We start from the raw sequence: 19,320 nt of genomic DNA on the forward strand, positions 1-19,320 counted from the left end.
AATCGTCTGTATGTATAAATTCATATTTTAAAAAATAATTTGAAAATGAACGGCCGGGTAATTCTTGGGGATATACAGCCCTGCCATTCGCTTTAGCCCTCGTAGAAAAACTCGGGGCTGCCGCTGCTGTCAGGTTTAGAAACGAAGTTTTAAACCATAACTTCTTCCAAAAATTTAGCTGGAGAGCAGGTAGAAAGTCATTTGATTTTAAAGCTTAGCAATTGATTCTGTGCGGTAAACCCAAAGTATAAGGTTGTAGTTTATTATCGTACTGTCCAACTCCCTTCCTTATTTTCAATGCGGCTAAACTTACGAAGTCTAATAGGCAACTTCAAGTCAAGACTTCGTAAGTTTACATGGCCATTTGTCACGCTGGCAGCGTAATAAAAAGCTTGCGCCTACATCTAGGCCATATAACCACTAAATTAATTTCCGTTAACAGACTAAATGAGGTATTTTAGTGTTTTAAGTTATTATGGCCGTTAAAAAGAAACATTACCTCTTATTAATTTTCTTGCTCTTAAGTTTTGGTGCTAAAGCATCATCTATATTAATTTATATGGATGAAGACCAAAAAAATCATCTTAAAGCCTACGGCATAGCCTACTGGACCATAAGTAAACAAGTTGAAGTAGATTGGCTTTTAAATTATCGGGGAGGCAGTTTCCTTATCAAATACAACAAAACTATTGAGGACGAATTAAAAGTTAGAGGCGTTTCTTACGAAGTTGTTGCCGATAGCAAGGTGGTAAACCTGCTCAACGAAATCAGCGACCCATCCGTAAACATGGAAATGGTTAAACTGGAGAAAACACCTAAAATTGCCGTGTACTCCCCAAAAAGCAAATTACCCTGGGATGATGCCGTAACGCTTGTGCTTACCTATGCGGAAATCCCTTACGATGTAATTTACGATGATGATATTTTACAAGATAAACTGAGCAAATACGATTGGTTGCATTTACACCATGAAGATTTTACTGGTCAGTACGGTAGGTTCTGGTCGTCTTTCCGCTTTGCTAACTGGTACCAGGAAGATGTAAAAAACCAGGAAGCGCTCGCCAAAAGATTGGGCTTTAAGAAAGTGTCGCAAATGAAACTTGCCGTTGCCAAACAGATTAAAGAGTACTGTGTTGGTGGTGGTTTTATGTTTGCCATGTGCTCGGGTACTGATAGCTTTGATATTGCCTTAGCCGCCGAAGGTGTAGACATTTGCGCCGCCATGTTTGATGGAGATGCCGCCGACCCAAATGCACAAGCTAAATTAGATTTCTCTAAAACGCTAGCCTTTCAAAATTTTAAACTGGATAATAACCCAATGAATTACGAGTTTTCGGATATTGATGCCACCAATGGCAGAGGTTTAAACGAAAGTAATGACTTCTTCACCCTTTTTGATTTTTCAGCAAAATGGGATTTGGTACCAACCATGCTTACGCAAAACCACGATAAGGTAATTAAAGGTTTCATGGGGCAAACTACAGCATTCAAAAAAGGACTAATTAAAACAAGTGTAACCGTTTTAGGTGAGAATAAAGGCGCAGCCGAAGTACGTTATCTGCACGGAGAAGTAGGTAAAGGCCAATTTACCTTTTATGGCGGTCACGACCCCGAAGATTACCAACACGCCGTGGGCGACCCACCAACCGATTTAAATCTTCATCCAAACTCTGCTGGTTATCGCTTAATTTTAAACAATGTACTTTTCCCAGCTGCGAAGAAAAAACCCCAAAAAACTTAAATTTAATTTAGGTGATAGCTAAAAAATATTCTTTATCAGACTAAAATTCCTTTTAACTATACACTCTAAATATTCCTGTATAAAGTGTAGCACTGTAGCCTTATACAGAAATATCACAATCAAAACCTACTGTAAACCAATAATTTAATCAACAATTACGTAACATAAATAATACTTTGGCATAGCTTTTGGAATGATGGCGGTAATTAACAACCGATTTTAATTAATCGGAAACATTTAAAAACAAGATTCTTTACCTAAAGAAAAATATTATGAAAAAGTTATTATTAAGCGCAGGGGTTTTATTATTAGCAACGGGCGCATTTGCACAAACAACAATGAGTGGAAGTACGGCAAGATTTGGCTTAAAAGCTGGGGTTAACTTATCAAGTTACAGCGGTACTGGCGCATTAGACCGCGATTACAAAAGTAATGTTGGTTACAACGTTACAGCCTTTGGAGACTTTGGAGTTGGAAATAACTTCTTTATCCAACCTGGTGTTTCATTACAAAACAAGGGTGCAAAATTAGAAAGCTCTGCAACTGTTGGAGGTTCTGCAGTTACAGGTACATTTAAGCAAGACGTTATGGCTATTGAAGTACCAGTTAATGCTGTGGTTAGAATACCAACTGGCGATGCAGGGGCATTTCAAATCAGTGCAGGACCATATGTTGGCTTTAACATATCAGGTAAAAATAAATATACCGGAAGCTATACATCTGGTGCTGCTGCCGGATCTACATTTACAGATAGAGATATAGAATTTGGTAGTACTACTAGTGATGATTTAAGCAGCATTGATTTTGGTGCAAACTTTGGCTTAGCTTACAGATTAAACAATGGGGTATCAATAGGTGCGAACTATGGTTTAGGTTTATCTAATCTTGTACCGAAAGATTTAAGATCAAACGATGATAAATTAAGAAACCGCATCATTGGTTTTACAATTGGTTACTCTTTGTAAAAAAATCAAAATTTAACAGAAAAGCCCCGAAATTTCGGGGCTTTTCTGTTTTAATCATAGAAATTCCAGGTTACGCCAAACTTCAATAAAGCATCAGGCATTGGATACCTATTCACAGTATAATATCCCTTAGATAATAAACCCTGATTGGCATAATCATACTTTATAAAAATATTTGCCCGTTTCAAATTCGCTTTTAAGTAAACATCAACAACGGGAACAGATTTTAAAACCGTTGCATCGCCAACAAAAAACTGACCAATAGCAGGCGAATAAGAGTAATTTGCATAAGCCGTGTTATACCTTACATCAAAACCAATGTTTGTTTTAAGTACCTTAAACAAATCCAAATCGAAAGAAAAGCTATTGCAAGTATAAAATTCTGGCGTTCTTAAAACATCGTTATTATCTGTTTTTTGATAAGCCAGATAATTCTCAATTAAGAACTTACCGAAACGCCATCTTTTTGCAACATCCAGCCTGATTAAACTAATATCCGCTGTTTCTTGCAATGGTTTAATATCAATATCATTTATTCCTGAGATTGTTCTACCAGTTCCAAAATATAGATAATTACTGGTTAAAAAATATTTAGCGCCAGCCTCTAAACCCAACCTATCATTTATATAACCAAAAGATAAATTGGCAACTTTGGTATTCTTTAAATTGGTATTTGTCCATTCAAAGTGGTTACCATTGTATCGGTTAAAAATCTCTGAAGGAGATTGATTTTGGAGATAAGCACCAAGTTCGATTCTACCAATCGCTTTGCTCAATGCAATTCTACTTTTAGCCTCGTAGAAAAAATCACCTGCATTTCTACCCTGAAAAATCTGGTTTACATCTAAATTTAAATCGATATTACTGGTAAAACGATAACCCAAAGCCCCAACAACAGTTAAATTTTGAAAAGCGAAACTACTGTTTTCATATAGGTTACCATTCCGTCTTATCCCCTGCGAAGCATAATTATAATAGTCGTGTCTTAATCCGGCATCGAGTTTTAACTCATTTTTTATAACTGTTGAATTCTTTGCCCTCAGAAAGAAACTATAGATAAATTCATTTTTGACATGCTGAATATGAGTCGTGTCATTAGTAAAAGTGGGGTCTAAAGCTAAATCATTCGCATCATTTGGATTAAGCGTCATTCTACTTGCCTTATTTAAGGCTCTTGGAATAACTGTATTATCATCCTGTTCATCTTTAAAGAAACCATAGCTATCATTATTATATTCAAAAGTATGGGTAACCTTGTTGGTTGGTAAAACCGATGTATTGGCAGATCCTGTACTGTCTATCCGCCCAACATAATAGGTTTGCTTTAAGAAAATAGTATTCTTTCTATATAAATTACGTGCAGTAGATAAATTGGTCGCTTCTGCTTTTCTATCAATCTTTACATAGTTATCATTAAAAATCGTATCCGCCAGAATAGAACCATTTTCATAAGCCCTTAAAGTGTTAAAAATTGCCGAGGCCCACATGTTATAACGCTTGTTGGGCGATTGATACCAATTGAAGATGGCAATATTCAAATTGTCTCCTCTTTGCCTGCTGTAAAATCCCCGCGCATCCATACGGTTAAAATTAAAGCCAACATTCCAGTTTTTCTTTATATTCTGGCTATGCGTTGCCTTAAAATACTGCTCCTTTTGTCCGGCACTTACCAGATATAAACTGGTATAAGGTGCTCTGGCCTGGTAATAAATAATATCTTCAGGACTTAGCGAATAGTAATCCAAAGCGTGGAAACCGACATCAAAACCAATTCTTCTAGACGGTTCGTACAATAACGGTCGGGCAACTTGCCCCACGCTACCCGTTGTGATGGACGGGTGTTTAGGCTGTAAAAGCGGACTATAATTTTGAATGTTGTAGGTAGAAGTATCCAGGGGCAAAAGCACAATACTGTCTCTGCTCATGGCCATTTTAGTAAACTTAATAAACTTGGCCGTAAAAATAACAGAATCCTTCTCGCCTTCTTCCCGCTTACGCAAAGAATCGAGCTCCTTATTCGTACCTACACTTGTTTTTAAATCTTGCGCACTTGCATCATTTTTAATGATGAAAAGCAAAATTGCCAAACACAATAGAATCGCCTTACGCATCTTACAATTCAGCAATTAGTTGGGTTAAAATCTCTGTCATTTTAGGTTCTGCTTTGGCAGCAGCTTCTAAAATTTCATCTAAACTGAATGGTTGTAAATCTTCAGGAAATCCTTCATCCGTTAAAACAGAAATCGCAAAAACTGGTAAGCCTGCGTGGTTTGCAACAATAACCTCCGGAACGGTACTCATACCAACCGCATCCGCACCAATTAACCTTAGGTATTTGTATTCGGCTTTGGTTTCTAAATTCGGACCAGAAACCGCAACGTAAACACCCTTATGACATTTTACCTCCACTTCTTTCGCAATTTCTAACGCTTTTGCAATGATAGAACGCTTATAAGGCTGACTCATATCCGGAAAACGCGGACCAAGCGAACTCTCTATTAAACCTCTTAATGGATTATCTGGCTGAAGGTTAATGTGATCTTCAATAATCATTAAATCACCTTTCTTAAACTCAGGATTTAAAGAACCTGCAGCATTTGAAACGATTAAGTTTTCAATACCCAAACCCTTCATCACTCTAATTGGGAAAGTAATTTGTTGCATGCTGTAACCTTCATAATAATGCAAACGACCTTGCATGGCTACAATTTTTTTCCCGTTTAGGGTTCCAAAAATCAATTTACCGCTATAAAATTCTAAGGTAGATATCGGGAAATTTGGAATATTCGAGTACATCAACTGATGCTCAACTTCTATTTCTTTAACTAAACCGCCTAAACCAGTACCCAAAACGATACCAATTTCTGGAGTAAAATTTTCTGTTTTACGTTTTATATACTCAACGGTTTCTTCTATTACTCTTAACATAGTTTAAAATAAGTTCATCAAAGGTAATCTTATCTTCTTCAAATAATTCAACCTCGATGGGTAAAAAATATACGGGTAAATTTACCAGTAAATCTTTAAATCCCGCAGCTTTTAAACGTTTGCTATCCTTTTCTGTTGTGATGATGATTTTTTCTTTTTTCACACCCGCATCAAATGCCGATTTAAACTTTTTAATATCATCAGTTTTAAAGGCATAATGGTCTGGAAAATCTTCGTGTTTAATATCCTTCGAATACTTTTGCAGCTCTTCAATTAAAGGATCAGGATTGGCAATCCCCGTGAGCAAGAAAATTTCATGTTCTTTAATTGATTCCAGTGAACGCGATTCATCTGTATATAAATGCTTTAAATCGCCGTATTTTAAATAGGAATGCAAAACCTTTTGGTTATTATTGGGCTGCAATTCATTTATCGAAGCCTGTTGCGCAACATGCAATAAGGGAACTGGAGATTTCGTAACCAGCAAAACATCTGCCCTTTTTCTTGAAGAAAAAACATCCCTTAAATTCCCTGCCGGAAGTAAGAATTGTAAAGTGCCTAACTTTCTAAACTCAAAAAGTAAAATATTCAAACCAGCCTTTACCGGACGATGTTGAAACGCATCATCCAGGATAATCAAATCATGGTTTTCTTTAAGTTTTTCGATACCCTTAACTCGTTCTTCGCAAACCGCAACAGTTACATTTTCAAACTTCTGATAATATTGTAAAGGCTCATCGCCAATAGTTTCAGCTGTAGCACTGGCATCAGCCAAAACAAAACCCTTCGTTTTACGCCCATAACCCCTGCTCAAAATCGCAATCTTATAATCAGCCAGTAAACGCACCAGATATTCAGTTGTTGGGGTTTTCCCCGAGCCACCTACCGTAAGGTTACCGACACAAATTACAGGCAAATCAAACTTTACCGAAGGCATTAAACCCCAATCATATAGCTTTTTCCTCAGCGTAATCGCTAAACCATAAATTAGTGAAAATGGGAGCAGTAATAAACGTAGGTAGTTAAGTAGCATAATTATATTTTCAAAATTACTTATTATTTAAAAAAGAACGGCATCACATTCGCCGATGCCCATTAAAGCAACCTTTGTATCCTAAAAATGTTTGTCGCTTTTTTATAAGTTTATGTAAAGCAATTGTAGTAACCAAGATTATTATCAGCCGGGCTTTAGGCTATTTTCCCAATGAAAAATTGGGAGATACCGCTACAATTCCGTTTATAAACAAAGGTTTTTATAAAACAAAAGGGCTAAAAACCGCAACCCAAAAAATGGAACTGATTTAATTTCACATTGATTTTTTTTAGTATAATTGTTGATTAACAAACTCTACCTCAATGTCTCAAAGAAAACGATTAGTAGTTGGCGAAGGCCAGATTAGCGGTTATATTTCCATCTTTTTAGCGGTTTTAGCCTTACTCGGAATTTTATGTTTCCATTATCCAGAAAAATTAACCACACCCGAATTTAGGGAGGTTTATACAAAAGACAGCATGGAAGTGCTTATGCTTGGCGGTGTAATCGCCTCTTTTTTCTTCGCGGCACTAAGTGTTGTTTTGAGCAAAAAACTAAAGTGGGGCTGGCCGGGTTTTCTTCTGGCTGCATTGGCCGTAATTTTAGGCGCTTTAAGTGTTGAGGGTAGAGATGTAGCCAAATCAAGCTGGCATTTTGGTTTAGATTGGATGATTCTGGATTTACTATTAATGGTAGCCATCTTTGTCCCATTAGAACTATTTTTCCCTAAAAACGATAAGCAAACCAAATTCCACGAAGAGTGGCGAACCGATTTAACTTACTTCGTTATCAGCCACCTATTCATCCAGTTTTTCGGTATTGTAACACAAAAACCTGCTGTGCTATTTTTCGGCTGGATGGGTTTAGATAAACTACACACCTGGGTACAAGGATTACCGTTTATTGTAGCTTTATCTTTGGCTTTCTTCACCACGGATTTATTTCAGTATTGGGCGCATCGCTTTTTCCATACGAGGGTTTCGCTTTGGCGTTTTCATTCCATCCATCACTCTACACAAAATATGGACTGGCTGGCCGGAAGCAGAACCCACTTTATCGATATATTCTTTACCCGGGCAATGACTTTCATTCCATTGTATATTTTAGGTTTCTCATCAACCGTATTTAATGTTTACATCATATTCATTGCCATTCATGCGGTACTCATCCATGCCAATACCCGAATTAACTTCGGACCAATAAAATACATTTTTACCACCCCACAATACCACCATTGGCACCATTGTGAAGACCCTAAATATTACGGACATAACTTTGCATCTATTTTTCCTTTTATCGACATGATATTTGGCACCTACTATTTGCCTAAAAACGAATGGCCCGCCGGCACTGGCGTACACGAAGCCGAATATCCTAAAGGTTTTGTAAAGCAAACCATTTATCCGTTTACGAAAAGCCCATTTGATACAGATCTGAAAATGGAAGAGCGAAGCGATAGGTAATTTGATTCATTAGTTCAATGGTTTATTTGTCATTTGTTTATTGGTTAATTTCGGTCTGTGGAGGGATAGACCGGACAAGAAAGATGTTTATTTTGTCTTAGCCAGACAAGCTTTTTCTTTTGACAACAAAAGAAACAAAATTGCCGGCTGAAAATTTTTGTATTAAAGTCAGTGATTAGGCTTTGATTGTAAAACCCCAAAAATTTGTTAGGCCGGTTTATAGTAAAACGGAGCTGTACTGCGAAGGCTTAGTTATGAGCAAACCAACCTAAATTCACATTAATAAAAATAAGAATTTTATCTCTAAAAAAAACTGAATTTCTTGTAGTTAAGATCGTTATCTAAACCCGGTTGACGCGGAAATACTTTTTAATAGTAACAACGTTGAACATGCTGTTATGCTGAGGTACGAAGCATCTGCAACCGATGAAGCATGTGCTTCGTACCTCAGCAACACAGAACCTGTTTAAAAAGATTGCAGCAAAAAACGGGGCTGACATTCCAATGAAATACCAGCCCTTGCTTTTCTAATAATAATTAAACGTTTCCAAATAAAGACTTGCACAGTTCCTTTCGATTTAAACTTCGTGAGTCTACACAGCTTAAACTTCTTCTCTCCCTACAACGTCAACTTTTGGTGGCATTAATTTATATACCACAGGTGTTACAATTCTGGATAACAAGGTCGAACTGATTAAACCACCAATCATAACAATTGCGAGCGGCGAAATAAGCGGATTACTTGATAATGCGATGGGCAATAATCCACCAATTGCGGTAAACGTGGTTAAAATAATCGGTAAAAACCTCACTTCTCCCGCTTCTTCAATCGCCTGGTTCAGCGGCATCCCTTCTGCACGTAAATGGTTGGTAAAATCGACCAGTAAGATGGTGTTTTTCACTTCAATACCAGCCAAGGCCACGATGCCGATTGTAGCGACAAAAGAAAGCGAATTTCCGGTAACCATTAAGGCTAAAACCGCACCAACAATACCTAACGGAATAACCGAAAGCACAATCAACGTACTTTTAAAAGTCTTAAATTCGAGTACTAAAACCGCGATAAATAGAAATAAGGTAACCAATAAAACACTGCCAAAACCACCGAAAGATTGGTTACGGCTTTCTACCTCACCACCCATCTCAAAGCTGTATCCGGCAGGCAGTTTAACTTCTTTCATTTTCGCTTCAACATCTTGTATTACTTTATCATTCAGAAAACCTTTTTGCACAAAGGCGTTTACGGAAATAGTTCTGATTTTATTATGGTGATTAATGCTTAAAGGCGATGTTTCGAGCTTTAAATTTGCAACCTGCAAAAGCGGTATAGATGTACCCTGACTGTTATTAATGTACAAATTATCGAAAATGGATAAATCCGGGTACGAGGGGCGATTAGTGGTAAGCAAAATACTGTAATCATCACCTCTTGATTTTGGGTTTAAAAACTTCCCAACTTCCAATCCGGCAACCGCCATCCTAACCGTCCTATCGATGTTCACGGTCGCAATTCCTAAAGCTTGTGCCTTATCTTTATCAATATCCACCTTGATATCAGATTTTAAATTTTTCAAAGGGTTATTCACATACATAGTGCCCTGCGTTTTCAGCAGTAAGTTTTCAACACGACCAGCAAGATTCCTTAAGGTATCGAGGTTATCACCAAGCAAACGTACTTCTACAGGAGAAATAATTGGCTGACCTTGCTCAAAATCTTTCACCTCTACTTTTGCGCCTGCATAGGGTGTCCATTTTTTACGGAGCATTTCAATAATTTCGAGCTTTCGGTCTGAACGAATATCGGGATGCAGCATCACAAACAATTCTGAAAAGTCAGTTCGCTCGTTCTGCGGTAAAACATTATAATAAATCCGCGGATTTCCCTTCCCAACATTCGAAGCGAAATATTTTACTTCCGGGATGGCCTTTAATTCCTTTTCAATCTGACGGGTAATTGAATCGGTATATTTTAAGTTCGATTGAAGTGGCGTAGAAATATTAATTAAGAACTGTGGTTTTTCTGAAGCCGGAAATAAGCTAAAACCGATAACCGGAATCAACATAATTGAGCCAACGAAAATACCTAAAGCAATAACGATTGTTAAAATCGGCTTTGCCAATGCCCTGTCTAATAATTTTGAATAAGAACCGTGGATGATTTTTTGCAGCGTACGTAAGAAAACGTTTCCATTAACATCACTGTGTGGTTTTAATAATTTGCTTGATAAAAAGGGAACAACCGTTAGCGCAACCAACATAGAGGCAATAACTGAACAAATTACCGCTACGGGTAAACTTCTGATGAATTCGCCCGATGCTTCGGGTAAAAACATTAGCGGCATAAAAGCAATAACCAAAGTTGCCGTACAACCCATTACCGCCATGCCAATTTGCTTGGTGGCTTTTAAGGTGGCATCCAATCGGCTATGCCCTTCCCGCATCCAGCGTTCAATATTCTCCACCACAACAATACTATCATCAACCAATAAACCTAAGGAAACCACCAAACCAACAATGCTGAGCTGGTTTAAACTGAAACCTAAAACGCTTAATAATATAACGCCTATTGCCAGCGATAATGGAATGGAAACCATCACCACGATTGATGCTCGCGTACCCAATGGCAACAGCGTAACCAGAACCAAAAGAATCGCTATTAAAAAATCAGTTCCTAAACCACCCAAACGGCTATTTACATTATCGGCCTGGTCGAACATTAATTGTTGGTCGATATTGGCAGGCAAGGTTTTCTTAAAGTTTTCGATAACCGGCAGATAGGCCTTTTGTGCATTGGTAATGTTCATGCCTGATTTCTGTGCGGCCACCACAAATACACAACGATAACCATTTAAACGGGTAATGTCTTTTTCTTGCGAATAATCGAAATAAACATTTGCCACATCCTTTAATGCCGTATTTTTACCATTACCGCTGAACACAATGGTGTTTTTTATTTCATCAATATCCTGATAGTTGCCACTGGTTTTAATGTTGAAGGATTTTGTGCCTGCGTTTACACTGCCACCCGGAATATTTGCCACTTCGCTTTGAATGGCATTGGCGATAAAGGTAATCGGCAAATGTAGTTGAGCGAGTTTCTCTAAATTTAAATCCACACGAACCAGTTGGTCAGGCAAACCAACAATTTCTACATTTTTGAGGTAGGAGATTTTCTCTAATTCATCCTGCAAAGCTTCGGCTTTTTCCTTGAGTTTATCTCTCGATGCATTTTCAGAAATTAAGGCAATCTGCAATACATTTACGTCAGACGGTTGTACCTTTTGCACTTCCATACTGTAAATCTCTTGCGGAAGATTTGTCCGCTCGCTATTCACCTCACGTACCAGTTCCTGATATTTATCATCTACATTTACCGCATATTTATATTCGACGAATACAACAGCTAAACCATCACGAATAGTGGTTTTAATGGATTTGATATCATCCAGACTATAGATTTTCTTTTCTAGAGGTTTTACAACCAGTTCCTCCATATCCTTCGGGCTAGCCCCCGGATAAACCACCACAACCGGATAGTTTGGCGCATTCATGTCCGGGTCTTCCGAACGTGGCATGTTAAATATGGTGGTAATGCCCAGCGCCAAAACCATGAGCACCATGATTAGTGTAAACTGGTAATTTTTTACAGCGTATTCTGATATTTTCATCTTATTGATGTTTTTTCCTCACGGAATGATTACACAGATTTTGTGATTTCACTGATTAATTATTTATATGCTTGTTGTAAGCGCAGTTGAAGAAATAAATTTGTCCTTCGACTTAGTTTATATATTGAGCGAAGTCGAAATATTCAGTATGACAAATCGAAGGCTTTCAGCTTTCGTCTTTTTTCTTTCAGCTTTAACCTTGCCCCCTCTACTTTATAACCCTAATCTTCGAGCCATCTGTTAAATAAGCACTTCCGGATATGATTAGTGAGCTTGCATTTTCCAAACCACCACTGATATTGATTCTATCATTCTGGATTGCGCCAAGCTGAACCTTAACCTTTTGTGCCGTTTTATTGTCATTGGTGATGAAAACATAGCCCTCATTCTCGCCACCATCCAATAAAGCATCATATGGGATGGTAAAACTACTTGTACTCTTTGTTGGAATGATATTCGCTTTGCCAAATAAACCAGCCGCTAAACCTTGCACCTTATTTTCGTTAAGCGTAAGCTCAACCCCAAAAGTTCCGCTTTGCGGGTCGATACCCTCTGCTTTTCTGCTTACTTTAGCTTGGAAAGATTTACTTGGCAAAGCATCAGTTGTTATCGTTGCATTATCCCCAATCTTTAAGCTCGACCATTGTGCATCACTCAGGCCTACTTTTAAAATCCACTTGCTTTGGTTGGCACCGTTTATTTGTAGAATCGGTGTACCCGGACCAACAACTTGTCCATCATTAGCCAATTTTTTCAAAACATAACCATTACTGGTTGCCCTTATTTCTGAATAGTTTTGATTAAACTTAACAGCATCCAATTGTTGCTTAGCCACTTGCAAAGCTGTTTTTGCGTTTTGCATTTGCTCTAAAGTGGCTACGCTATCCTTGTACAACTTACTGGCACGGGCAAAATCACGCTCTGCCTTTTGGTAGGATAGATTCACTTGCTGTACTTGAGCCGAGATTTCAGTTTGATTTACAGTTCCAAGCAACTGACCTTTACGAACTGCATCGCCCTCTTTAACCAGAATCTTATTAATAATACCACCATTTTTGAAGGATAGAAAGGTTTCATCGTTTGTGGTAAATTGTCCTGACGCTGCAATCGCATGACTAGAATCTTCAATTTTCAAAGTCATTAGTTTTACCGGAATTGTATCCTGGTTACCGATTGTAGTTTCCTCGGTTTTAGAACCACCGCAAGCACTTAACCCAAATGCTGCAGCAATTAAAGTTGAATAAATAATTATCTTCTTCATAAATTAATTTATTGAATAGGTTGCGGTTTCGCGTTCTACATCGGCCATTGCCGATAAAACTTTATACCTGTTAATGTTAACTAAAAGTTGTGCTGATGTATATTGATTTCGGGCATCAACGGTTTCAATGAAGTTGTTTGTTCCTGCCTTAAAACCCTTTTCTATTAAGCGCTGGTAACTTGATGCTGCCTCATTTTGTTTAAGCGATGACTGATAAGTCTGGTAGGCCGAACGGAGGTTATTTTGAGCTGTTTTTACCGTTAAATTAAGCTGTTGTGTAACCAGATTTGCATTCAATTCTGCATTCTTAATATCTAGATTGCTCTGTTTAATCTTGAAATTATTTCGGTTTCCGTTGAAGATTGGAATATCCAGCTGCAAGCCCACCATATAATACCGGGTTTGATTATTAAAATGGAAACCTTCTGATTGCGAACCCAAATCGATAAATGCACCAAGCTTTGGAACCGCAAATTGCCTGTTCATTTTGAGTGCGGTTTTGTTGATATTGATAACCTGGTCTAATGCTTTTAATTCTTCCCTGGCGGAAAATGCAGTTAAGTCGGCAATTAAACCTTCAACTTTCATCAGATTGGCGCTATCATCAAAACTGGCTTCTATTTGTTCATCGGCATTACGGTTTAACAAAAAGTTGAAATACATCCTGGCATTAACCACTTGCTGCTCGGCGGTCACCACTTGCGCATGCACATTTTCGACCTCACTTTTTGAACGCAATACATAAGCAGGTAAGCCTTTACCACCTTCCAGTAACTTTTCATTTACCCTTAAACCTTCATTAGCCAATTGCAATCCCGATTTATAAACATCAACCGCTTGTAGCGCATTAAGATAGTTGTAATAAGCTGTCTTGATGTTTTTTACTAAATCGCGTTTATAAATCTGCACCTCAAACTCCTGCAAAACAACCTGTTGTTCAGAAATCTTTTTGTTGAAACCCAAATCTGTATTCAGGATAGACACGGTTGTTCTTACCCTGGCATCGTAATAATTCTTGGGTAGAAAATTGATGCTTTGATTTTCCATTAAAGGGAAATTATTCGTTGCTGTAAGTTGATTTAAGGTAGAATAAACTGGGTTTAGCAAATCGCCCAAGGGCAGCGGAATATTACGACCGCCATCCGCAGTAGACCAACTCGTTGAAAAAGCAACCGTAGGTAAGAATAAACTTTTCGCTGTTTTTAAAGCATATTGGGCTTTTTCTAGCGAGATGGTCTTTTGTTGCAGTACGATGTTGTTTTTGAAACCCTCGGCAACATACGCATCCAAAGTTTGCTGAGCCTTTGCGCTTGAACTCACAAACGCAAGCAGCGTAAAGACAGACAAAGTTCTAAATAAAAAAATCTTCATAATTAACAGTGTTAATTTATTACTACTTCATACTATTTAACATGGCGATGAAACCGTTAAAGGTTTGCTCCAGCCAATCTACATTATCATCCATACCAATTTTAGTGGAGGCCATATGATCTAAGTGACCCTGCAGTTTTAAACTGCATAAACCATGCATTAAAGACCAGATATTAAGTGCAAATGTTGTGGTATCGAACTGGGTGAAATAACCTGCTTCCTTGCATTGATTAACCGTCAGGATTAATGCTCCAAAAGCTTGCTCACCTTCCTCCCATTCTTCGTCGAGGCAATGTGCTTTTACAAATTCTATAGGTTCTTTCATGATGAACATCAGCTCATAAAAGTCAGGATTATTTAGTGCAAAACTCATATAAACACGCCCCATAGCCTTTAAACGTTCAAATGGCTCGTGTACATGTTGCAAAACTGCGAACTGCGTCCCCAATAATATAAAGCCTTCCTGGTGCAAAGCATACATGATATCGGCCTTGTCTTTATAGTACAAATAAATTGTCGTCGGACTGAATTCTATCTTCTCAGCAATCTTTCTGATGGAGGTTGCATCGTAGCCATCCTTTAAAAAAAGTTCCTTTGCAGCATCCAAAATACGTTGCCTTAAATCTTCCTTATGCTTTTCCTTACGCTCTTTAATTCCCATGATAAATATTTACACCGCAAATATAGTTAACAGTGTTAATATTTATAATTTATTTTAAAATATTTTTACATCATGCAGAAACAAGCCTTTGTTTAATAAGCCCGATGGCAGCGAACACGAAGTGCAACGGAGTAAAGCGAACAGCGGGGCTGCATTCCGCCAAAATGAAGCTGGCTTCCACTTTCAGAAAAACATGTACGCTAAAACTATAATTTTAGATAGTGTATTTAGATTACCTTTTTTGAACTTGATTTGCCTTATTTTCTTTACAGTATTATAGAATGGCGTACCTCAAAAAGCCTTATCTTTGCGCAACTCATAAAAAATACACTATGCTTAAAGGATTTTTTAACGTACCTACTCCGGTAAACGAACCTATATTAAATTATGGCCCAGGCAGTAAAGAACGCGTTCTTTTAAAAGAAGCGCTGGCTGAAGCCCGTTCACATCAACAAGACATCCCGATGTACATTGGCGGCAAACAAGTGCATACCACTAAAAAGGGCAAGGTTGTTCCTCCACACGATCATCAACATATTTTAGCACAATACAGCATTGGCGATAAAACGCATGTTTCGCAAGCGATTGATGCCGCTTTAGCAGCCAAAGAAGATTGGGAAAACCTTTCTTGGGAGCACAGAGCAGCAATATTTTTAAAAGCAGCAGAACTAATTGCCGGCAAATACCGCTATAAATTAAATGCAGCAACCATGCTTGGCCAAAGTAAAAATGCTTACCAGGCAGAAATTGACGCCGCTTGCGAATTGATTGATTTCTTGCGTTTCAACGTAAGTTATATGAGTGATATTTACAAGCAACAACCTCCTGTTTCGCCTCGTGGAAACTGGAACAGAGTGGAACAACGCCCATTAGAAGGTTTCGTGTTCGCTTTAACGCCTTTTAACTTTACGGCAATTGCAGCCAACTTACCCGCTTCGGCAGCGATGATGGGTAACGTTGTGGTTTGGAAAGCAGCAGATACACAAGTTTATGCAGCCAACCTTTTAATGGAAATTTTCCGTGAAGCAGGCTTACCTGATGGCGTAATCAACTTAGTTTATGCAGACGGACCAGAAACCGGAGATGTAATTTTCAACCACCCTGATTTTGCGGGCATTCACTTCACGGGTTCTACAAAAGTATTCCAGGAAATCTGGAAAACAATTGGCACAAACATCCATAAATACAAATCTTACCCTCGTATTGTAGGTGAAACTGGTGGTAAAGATTTTATCCTTGTTCACCCATCTGCACAGGTTGATATTGCAAATACGGCGATTGTTCGTGGTGCATTTGAGTACCAAGGACAAAAATGTTCGGCTGCTAGTCGTGTTTACATTGCTGAAAGCCTTTGGCCAGAGATAAAAAAACAGATGTTACGCGATTTGGCTACATTTAAAATGGGCGGAACTGAAGATTTTGGCAACTTTATTAATGCCGTTATCGATGAGCGTTCTTTTGATAAATTAGCGAAATATATAGACCAGGCGAAGAAAGATAAAGGTGTAGAAATTATTGCTGGCGGAAACTACGATAAGAGCAAAGGTTACTTTGTTGAGCCAACTGTTTTAGTGGTTCAAGACCCGAAATACACAACCATGTGCGAAGAATTATTCGGTCCGGTTTTAACGGTTTACGTTTACGCCGACAAGGATTTTGATTCAATTTTAAAAGTTATTGATACCACATCTCCATACGCTTTAACGGGTGCTTTAATTGCGCAAGACCGTTACGCAATTGATAAAGCTAGCCATGCGCTACGCAACTCGGCTGGTAACTTTTACATCAATGATAAATGTACAGGGGCTGTTGTTGGTCAGCAACCTTTTGGTGGTGCCAGAGGTTCGGGTACGAATGATAAAGCTGGTTCGATGATTAACTTGTTGCGTTGGGTTTCTCCACGTACCATAAAAGAAGTTTTCGAATCGCCAACGGATTACCGTTATCCATTTTTGGCAGAAGATTAATTGTCTTTTCGATACCATACTTAAAAACCTCTTGATTTATCAAGGGGTTTTTATTTTTAAAAAGGATTTGGAAAGCAATTGCAGTAAAAAGATTTAAGTTAGTCGGGCTTTCCGCTTTACTCCGTTACACTTCGTGCTCGCTGCAATCCCGTTTATACACAAAAGTCTTTGCTACTATTTAAGTTTAATTTCTGCTTCAAGTACAAAAGCTAAAGTTAATAAACCCGGTAGTAGCGAGCATCGGGATAAAGCGAATAACGGGACTGAAGCCCTCAAGAATTGCTGTACATCCATTTCCAAAACCTTATCAATTTTAAAACTATAGTTGTTTCCTGATGTTCTATTTACAAAATTAAATGTCATGGAAAATCAAAAGGACAATAACGCTGATAAAACAAATTTGCCGGAACAACTAGTCCCTAAACACCGCAGCAATGAAAACAGCGACCAGAATAAGGTAAAATCAGAAGCTGGGAATTTAGCGAAAGACTTTGGCAAAGGTGATTTTGGCTCGGAAGAAGCCAGGGAAGATGCAGAAAAAGGCAATAAGGGACATGCCGGAAATATGCCAAATACGGCGCAAAAATAAAGCCCCGAAATTTCAGGGCTTTGCAATTTAAAAGTTTAATGACATTAGTTAATACTGTTAATGTCATCAACAATGTTATTATTTAGTTTTGGAACGCTGTAATGTTTTTTAACATTTTCCAGCGTTACAATGATGCCTTTTGTGTAGGCGTTATGTTTGTAGTTAAAAATCGTTTCCAAAACATCGGGGTCGATATATCGGGCATTTGTACCATCAATAATTACATTTGTTTCCTTTGGTATATTATTTAAAACCACCTGAATTGCGGCCTTATTTAAAAACGAAACCTCTTCCGCCAGTTTTATTCTGATATGCTTTTTATCGCCCTCGTTGGTTATTCTGTAGAAGAATGGGTTACGCATATTTGTACGCAAAAGGTAGAAAATTGAAACCAACATACCAACAGCAACGCCCTTTAATAAATCGGTAAATAGTACAGCCAGAATAGTAACTACAAAAGGTACGAACTGATCCCAACCTTTGTGGTACATGTGTTTAAATAAGCCAATTCTGGTAAGTTTATAGCCCGTAACCAATAAAATTGCCGCCAAACAAGATAATGGAATCATATTTATCACCTGCGGAATAAAAAGCAACGACAACAATAGCCAACTTCCATGAAATATTGCCGACATTTTTGTTCGTCCGCCAGCATTAACATTAGCCGAGCTTCGAACGATTACCGATGTCATTGGCAAGCCACCAACCATGCCACTTGTAATGTTTCCGATGCCTTGCGCAATTAACTCTCTATTGGTTGGAGTTACACGTTTTATAGGGTCGATTTTATCAACGGCTTCGATGCTCAAAAGTGTTTCTAAACTGGCTACGATAGCGATTGTTAAAGCCACAACATAAACATTCTTATTGGCTAATTGAGAAAAATCTGGTGTAGTAAAAAGCCCTAAAAATTCATCAAAACCACTAAACGTTGGTATTTTAACCATTTGGTCGGCACGTAGCGGGGTGCTTGTGCCTGCAAAAATTAGTGTACCTACAATACCAATGATTACCACAATAAGCGGAGCAGGCACAATGGCTAATTGTCTGAATTTTGGCCATAAAATCAGGATGATTATGGATAACACACTAATTACAACCGCAGCTAAACTGAAGTGACCAATTGCTGCTGATATTGCAGAAAAGGTATTTTCGTGATCTTGCTGAAAAAAGCCTTCATCGCCACTAAAATCTGTATCAACACCTAAGGCATGTGGTAACTGTTTTAAAATTAAGATTAATCCAATTGCAGCCAACATGCCCTCTATTACACTTGAAGGAAAATAATTGCCTATTGTTCCGGCTTTTATCAAACCTAAAATCAACTGAAAAACGCCAGCAAGCACTACAGCCAGCAAAAACGTTGGATAACTGCCCAATGAAGTAATTGCACCTAAAACAATAACGGTTAAACCTGCTGCTGGCCCGCTTACGCTGAGTTGAGAACCGCTACAAGATGCTACAACGATACCACCTATAATACCAGTAATTAAACCAGCAAATAATGGCGCACCTGACGCCAATGCAATACCTAAACAAAGCGGCAAAGCCACCAAAAAAACTACAATACTCGACGGAAGGTCCTTCTTTAAATTCTTTGCAAGAAAATATTTCTTTACATCCGAACCTGAAAAGGCCGGGTTAAACTTTTGCATAACGATATGATTATCTAA

General features: G+C 38.2%; 13 protein-coding genes. 5 read left to right on the plus strand and 8 right to left on the minus strand.

The genetic code is table 11. From position 1 onward, the window contains the following. The first annotated feature begins 559 nt into the window (after positions 1-559). Both R2Q16_RS01650 and R2Q16_RS01655 read left to right on the plus strand, forming a co-directional pair. The gene (locus R2Q16_RS01650) at positions 560-1,741 is read left to right on the plus strand and encodes an asparagine synthetase B (RefSeq protein WP_410478151.1); all 1,182 of its coding nucleotides are present in this window, start codon (positions 560-562) and stop codon (positions 1,739-1,741) included. A gap of 272 nt (positions 1,742-2,013) precedes the next feature. After that, positions 2,014-2,706 carry a porin family protein gene (locus R2Q16_RS01655; RefSeq protein ID WP_316734785.1) on the plus strand — a complete coding sequence of 231 codons (693 nt, stop codon included), beginning with the start codon at positions 2,014-2,016 and terminating at the stop codon, positions 2,704-2,706. A gap of 50 nt (positions 2,707-2,756) precedes the next feature. Here the strand turns inward: R2Q16_RS01655 and R2Q16_RS01660 are convergent, their stop codons facing one another. From R2Q16_RS01660 to lpxK, 3 genes are read right to left on the minus strand one after another with little or no spacing between them, the layout of a single operon-like run. After that, positions 2,757-4,817 (minus strand): putative porin, encoded by a 2,061-nt coding sequence (locus tag R2Q16_RS01660; RefSeq protein ID WP_316734786.1) that lies wholly within the window; start codon positions 4,815-4,817, stop codon positions 2,757-2,759. 1 nt (position 4,818) lies between these two features. Next, a complete protein-coding gene (locus R2Q16_RS01665; protein WP_316734787.1) occupies positions 4,819-5,634 on the minus strand; it encodes a purine-nucleoside phosphorylase in 816 nt (271 codons plus the stop codon). After that, complete coding sequence (lpxK, locus tag R2Q16_RS01670) at positions 5,606-6,667, minus strand: tetraacyldisaccharide 4'-kinase (protein WP_316734788.1); 1,062 nt, start codon at positions 6,665-6,667, stop codon at positions 5,606-5,608. The genes R2Q16_RS01665 and lpxK overlap by 29 nt, the downstream gene beginning before the upstream one ends. Positions 6,668-6,990: 323 nt before the next feature. Here lpxK and R2Q16_RS01675 point away from each other — a divergent pair, with 323 nt between their 5' ends. After that, entirely contained in the window at positions 6,991-8,130 is a 1,140-nt protein-coding gene (locus R2Q16_RS01675; protein WP_316734789.1) for a sterol desaturase family protein, read from the plus strand. 602 nt (positions 8,131-8,732) lie between these two features. On the opposite strand, the gene R2Q16_RS01680 is transcribed toward R2Q16_RS01675, so the two are convergent. The 4 genes from R2Q16_RS01680 to R2Q16_RS01695 form a co-directional block, all read right to left on the minus strand. Further along, entirely contained in the window at positions 8,733-11,798 is a 3,066-nt protein-coding gene (locus tag R2Q16_RS01680; RefSeq protein ID WP_316734791.1) for an efflux RND transporter permease subunit, read from the minus strand. Between the two features lie 208 nt (positions 11,799-12,006). Then, positions 12,007-13,059: an efflux RND transporter periplasmic adaptor subunit gene (locus R2Q16_RS01685; protein ID WP_316734792.1), complete on the minus strand. Its 1,053-nt coding sequence runs from the start codon at positions 13,057-13,059 to the stop codon at positions 12,007-12,009. 3 nt (positions 13,060-13,062) lie between these two features. Next, complete coding sequence (locus tag R2Q16_RS01690) at positions 13,063-14,430, minus strand: TolC family protein (protein ID WP_316734793.1); 1,368 nt, start codon at positions 14,428-14,430, stop codon at positions 13,063-13,065. Between the two features lie 22 nt (positions 14,431-14,452). Next, positions 14,453-15,091, minus strand: coding sequence for a TetR/AcrR family transcriptional regulator (locus R2Q16_RS01695; protein WP_316734794.1), 639 nt, complete (start codon positions 15,089-15,091; stop codon positions 14,453-14,455). Positions 15,092-15,423: 332 nt separating this feature from the next. Here R2Q16_RS01695 and pruA point away from each other — a divergent pair, with 332 nt between their 5' ends. Next, positions 15,424-17,058 carry an L-glutamate gamma-semialdehyde dehydrogenase gene (gene pruA / locus R2Q16_RS01700; RefSeq protein ID WP_316734795.1) on the plus strand — a complete coding sequence of 545 codons (1,635 nt, stop codon included), beginning with the start codon at positions 15,424-15,426 and terminating at the stop codon, positions 17,056-17,058. Between the two features lie 361 nt (positions 17,059-17,419). Then, positions 17,420-17,647 carry a hypothetical protein gene (locus R2Q16_RS01705; RefSeq protein ID WP_316734796.1) on the plus strand — a complete coding sequence of 76 codons (228 nt, stop codon included), beginning with the start codon at positions 17,420-17,422 and terminating at the stop codon, positions 17,645-17,647. A 44-nt stretch (positions 17,648-17,691) separates the two neighbouring features. On the opposite strand, the gene R2Q16_RS01710 is transcribed toward R2Q16_RS01705, so the two are convergent. Then, a complete protein-coding gene (locus tag R2Q16_RS01710) occupies positions 17,692-19,302 on the minus strand; it encodes a SulP family inorganic anion transporter (protein WP_316734797.1) in 1,611 nt (536 codons plus the stop codon). Positions 19,303-19,320 lie beyond the last annotated feature (18 nt).

It is taken from the genome of Pedobacter aquatilis, from assembly GCF_032678425.1.
GTDB classification, from domain to species: domain Bacteria; phylum Bacteroidota; class Bacteroidia; order Sphingobacteriales; family Sphingobacteriaceae; genus Pedobacter; species Pedobacter aquatilis_B.

Excerpts from the sequence above, each read along its gene's own strand:
- R2Q16_RS01675 (WP_316734789.1), top strand. The coding sequence starts at position 6,991 with ATGTCTCAAAGAAAACGATTAGTAGTTGGCGAAGGCCAGATTAGCGGT.
- R2Q16_RS01710 (WP_316734797.1), bottom strand. The coding sequence starts at position 19,302 with ATGCAAAAGTTTAACCCGGCCTTTTCAGGTTCGGATGTAAAGAAATAT.
- R2Q16_RS01660 (WP_316734786.1), bottom strand. The coding sequence starts at position 4,817 with ATGCGTAAGGCGATTCTATTGTGTTTGGCAATTTTGCTTTTCATCATT.
- pruA (WP_316734795.1), top strand. The coding sequence starts at position 15,424 with ATGCTTAAAGGATTTTTTAACGTACCTACTCCGGTAAACGAACCTATA.
- R2Q16_RS01705 (WP_316734796.1), top strand. The coding sequence starts at position 17,420 with ATGGAAAATCAAAAGGACAATAACGCTGATAAAACAAATTTGCCGGAA.
- R2Q16_RS01695 (WP_316734794.1), bottom strand. The coding sequence starts at position 15,091 with ATGGGAATTAAAGAGCGTAAGGAAAAGCATAAGGAAGATTTAAGGCAA.
- lpxK (WP_316734788.1), bottom strand. The coding sequence starts at position 6,667 with ATGCTACTTAACTACCTACGTTTATTACTGCTCCCATTTTCACTAATT.
- R2Q16_RS01650 (WP_410478151.1), top strand. The coding sequence starts at position 560 with ATGGATGAAGACCAAAAAAATCATCTTAAAGCCTACGGCATAGCCTAC.
- R2Q16_RS01680 (WP_316734791.1), bottom strand. The coding sequence starts at position 11,798 with ATGAAAATATCAGAATACGCTGTAAAAAATTACCAGTTTACACTAATC.
- R2Q16_RS01665 (WP_316734787.1), bottom strand. The coding sequence starts at position 5,634 with ATGTTAAGAGTAATAGAAGAAACCGTTGAGTATATAAAACGTAAAACA.
- R2Q16_RS01690 (WP_316734793.1), bottom strand. The coding sequence starts at position 14,430 with ATGAAGATTTTTTTATTTAGAACTTTGTCTGTCTTTACGCTGCTTGCG.
- R2Q16_RS01685 (WP_316734792.1), bottom strand. The coding sequence starts at position 13,059 with ATGAAGAAGATAATTATTTATTCAACTTTAATTGCTGCAGCATTTGGG.
- R2Q16_RS01655 (WP_316734785.1), top strand. The coding sequence starts at position 2,014 with ATGAAAAAGTTATTATTAAGCGCAGGGGTTTTATTATTAGCAACGGGC.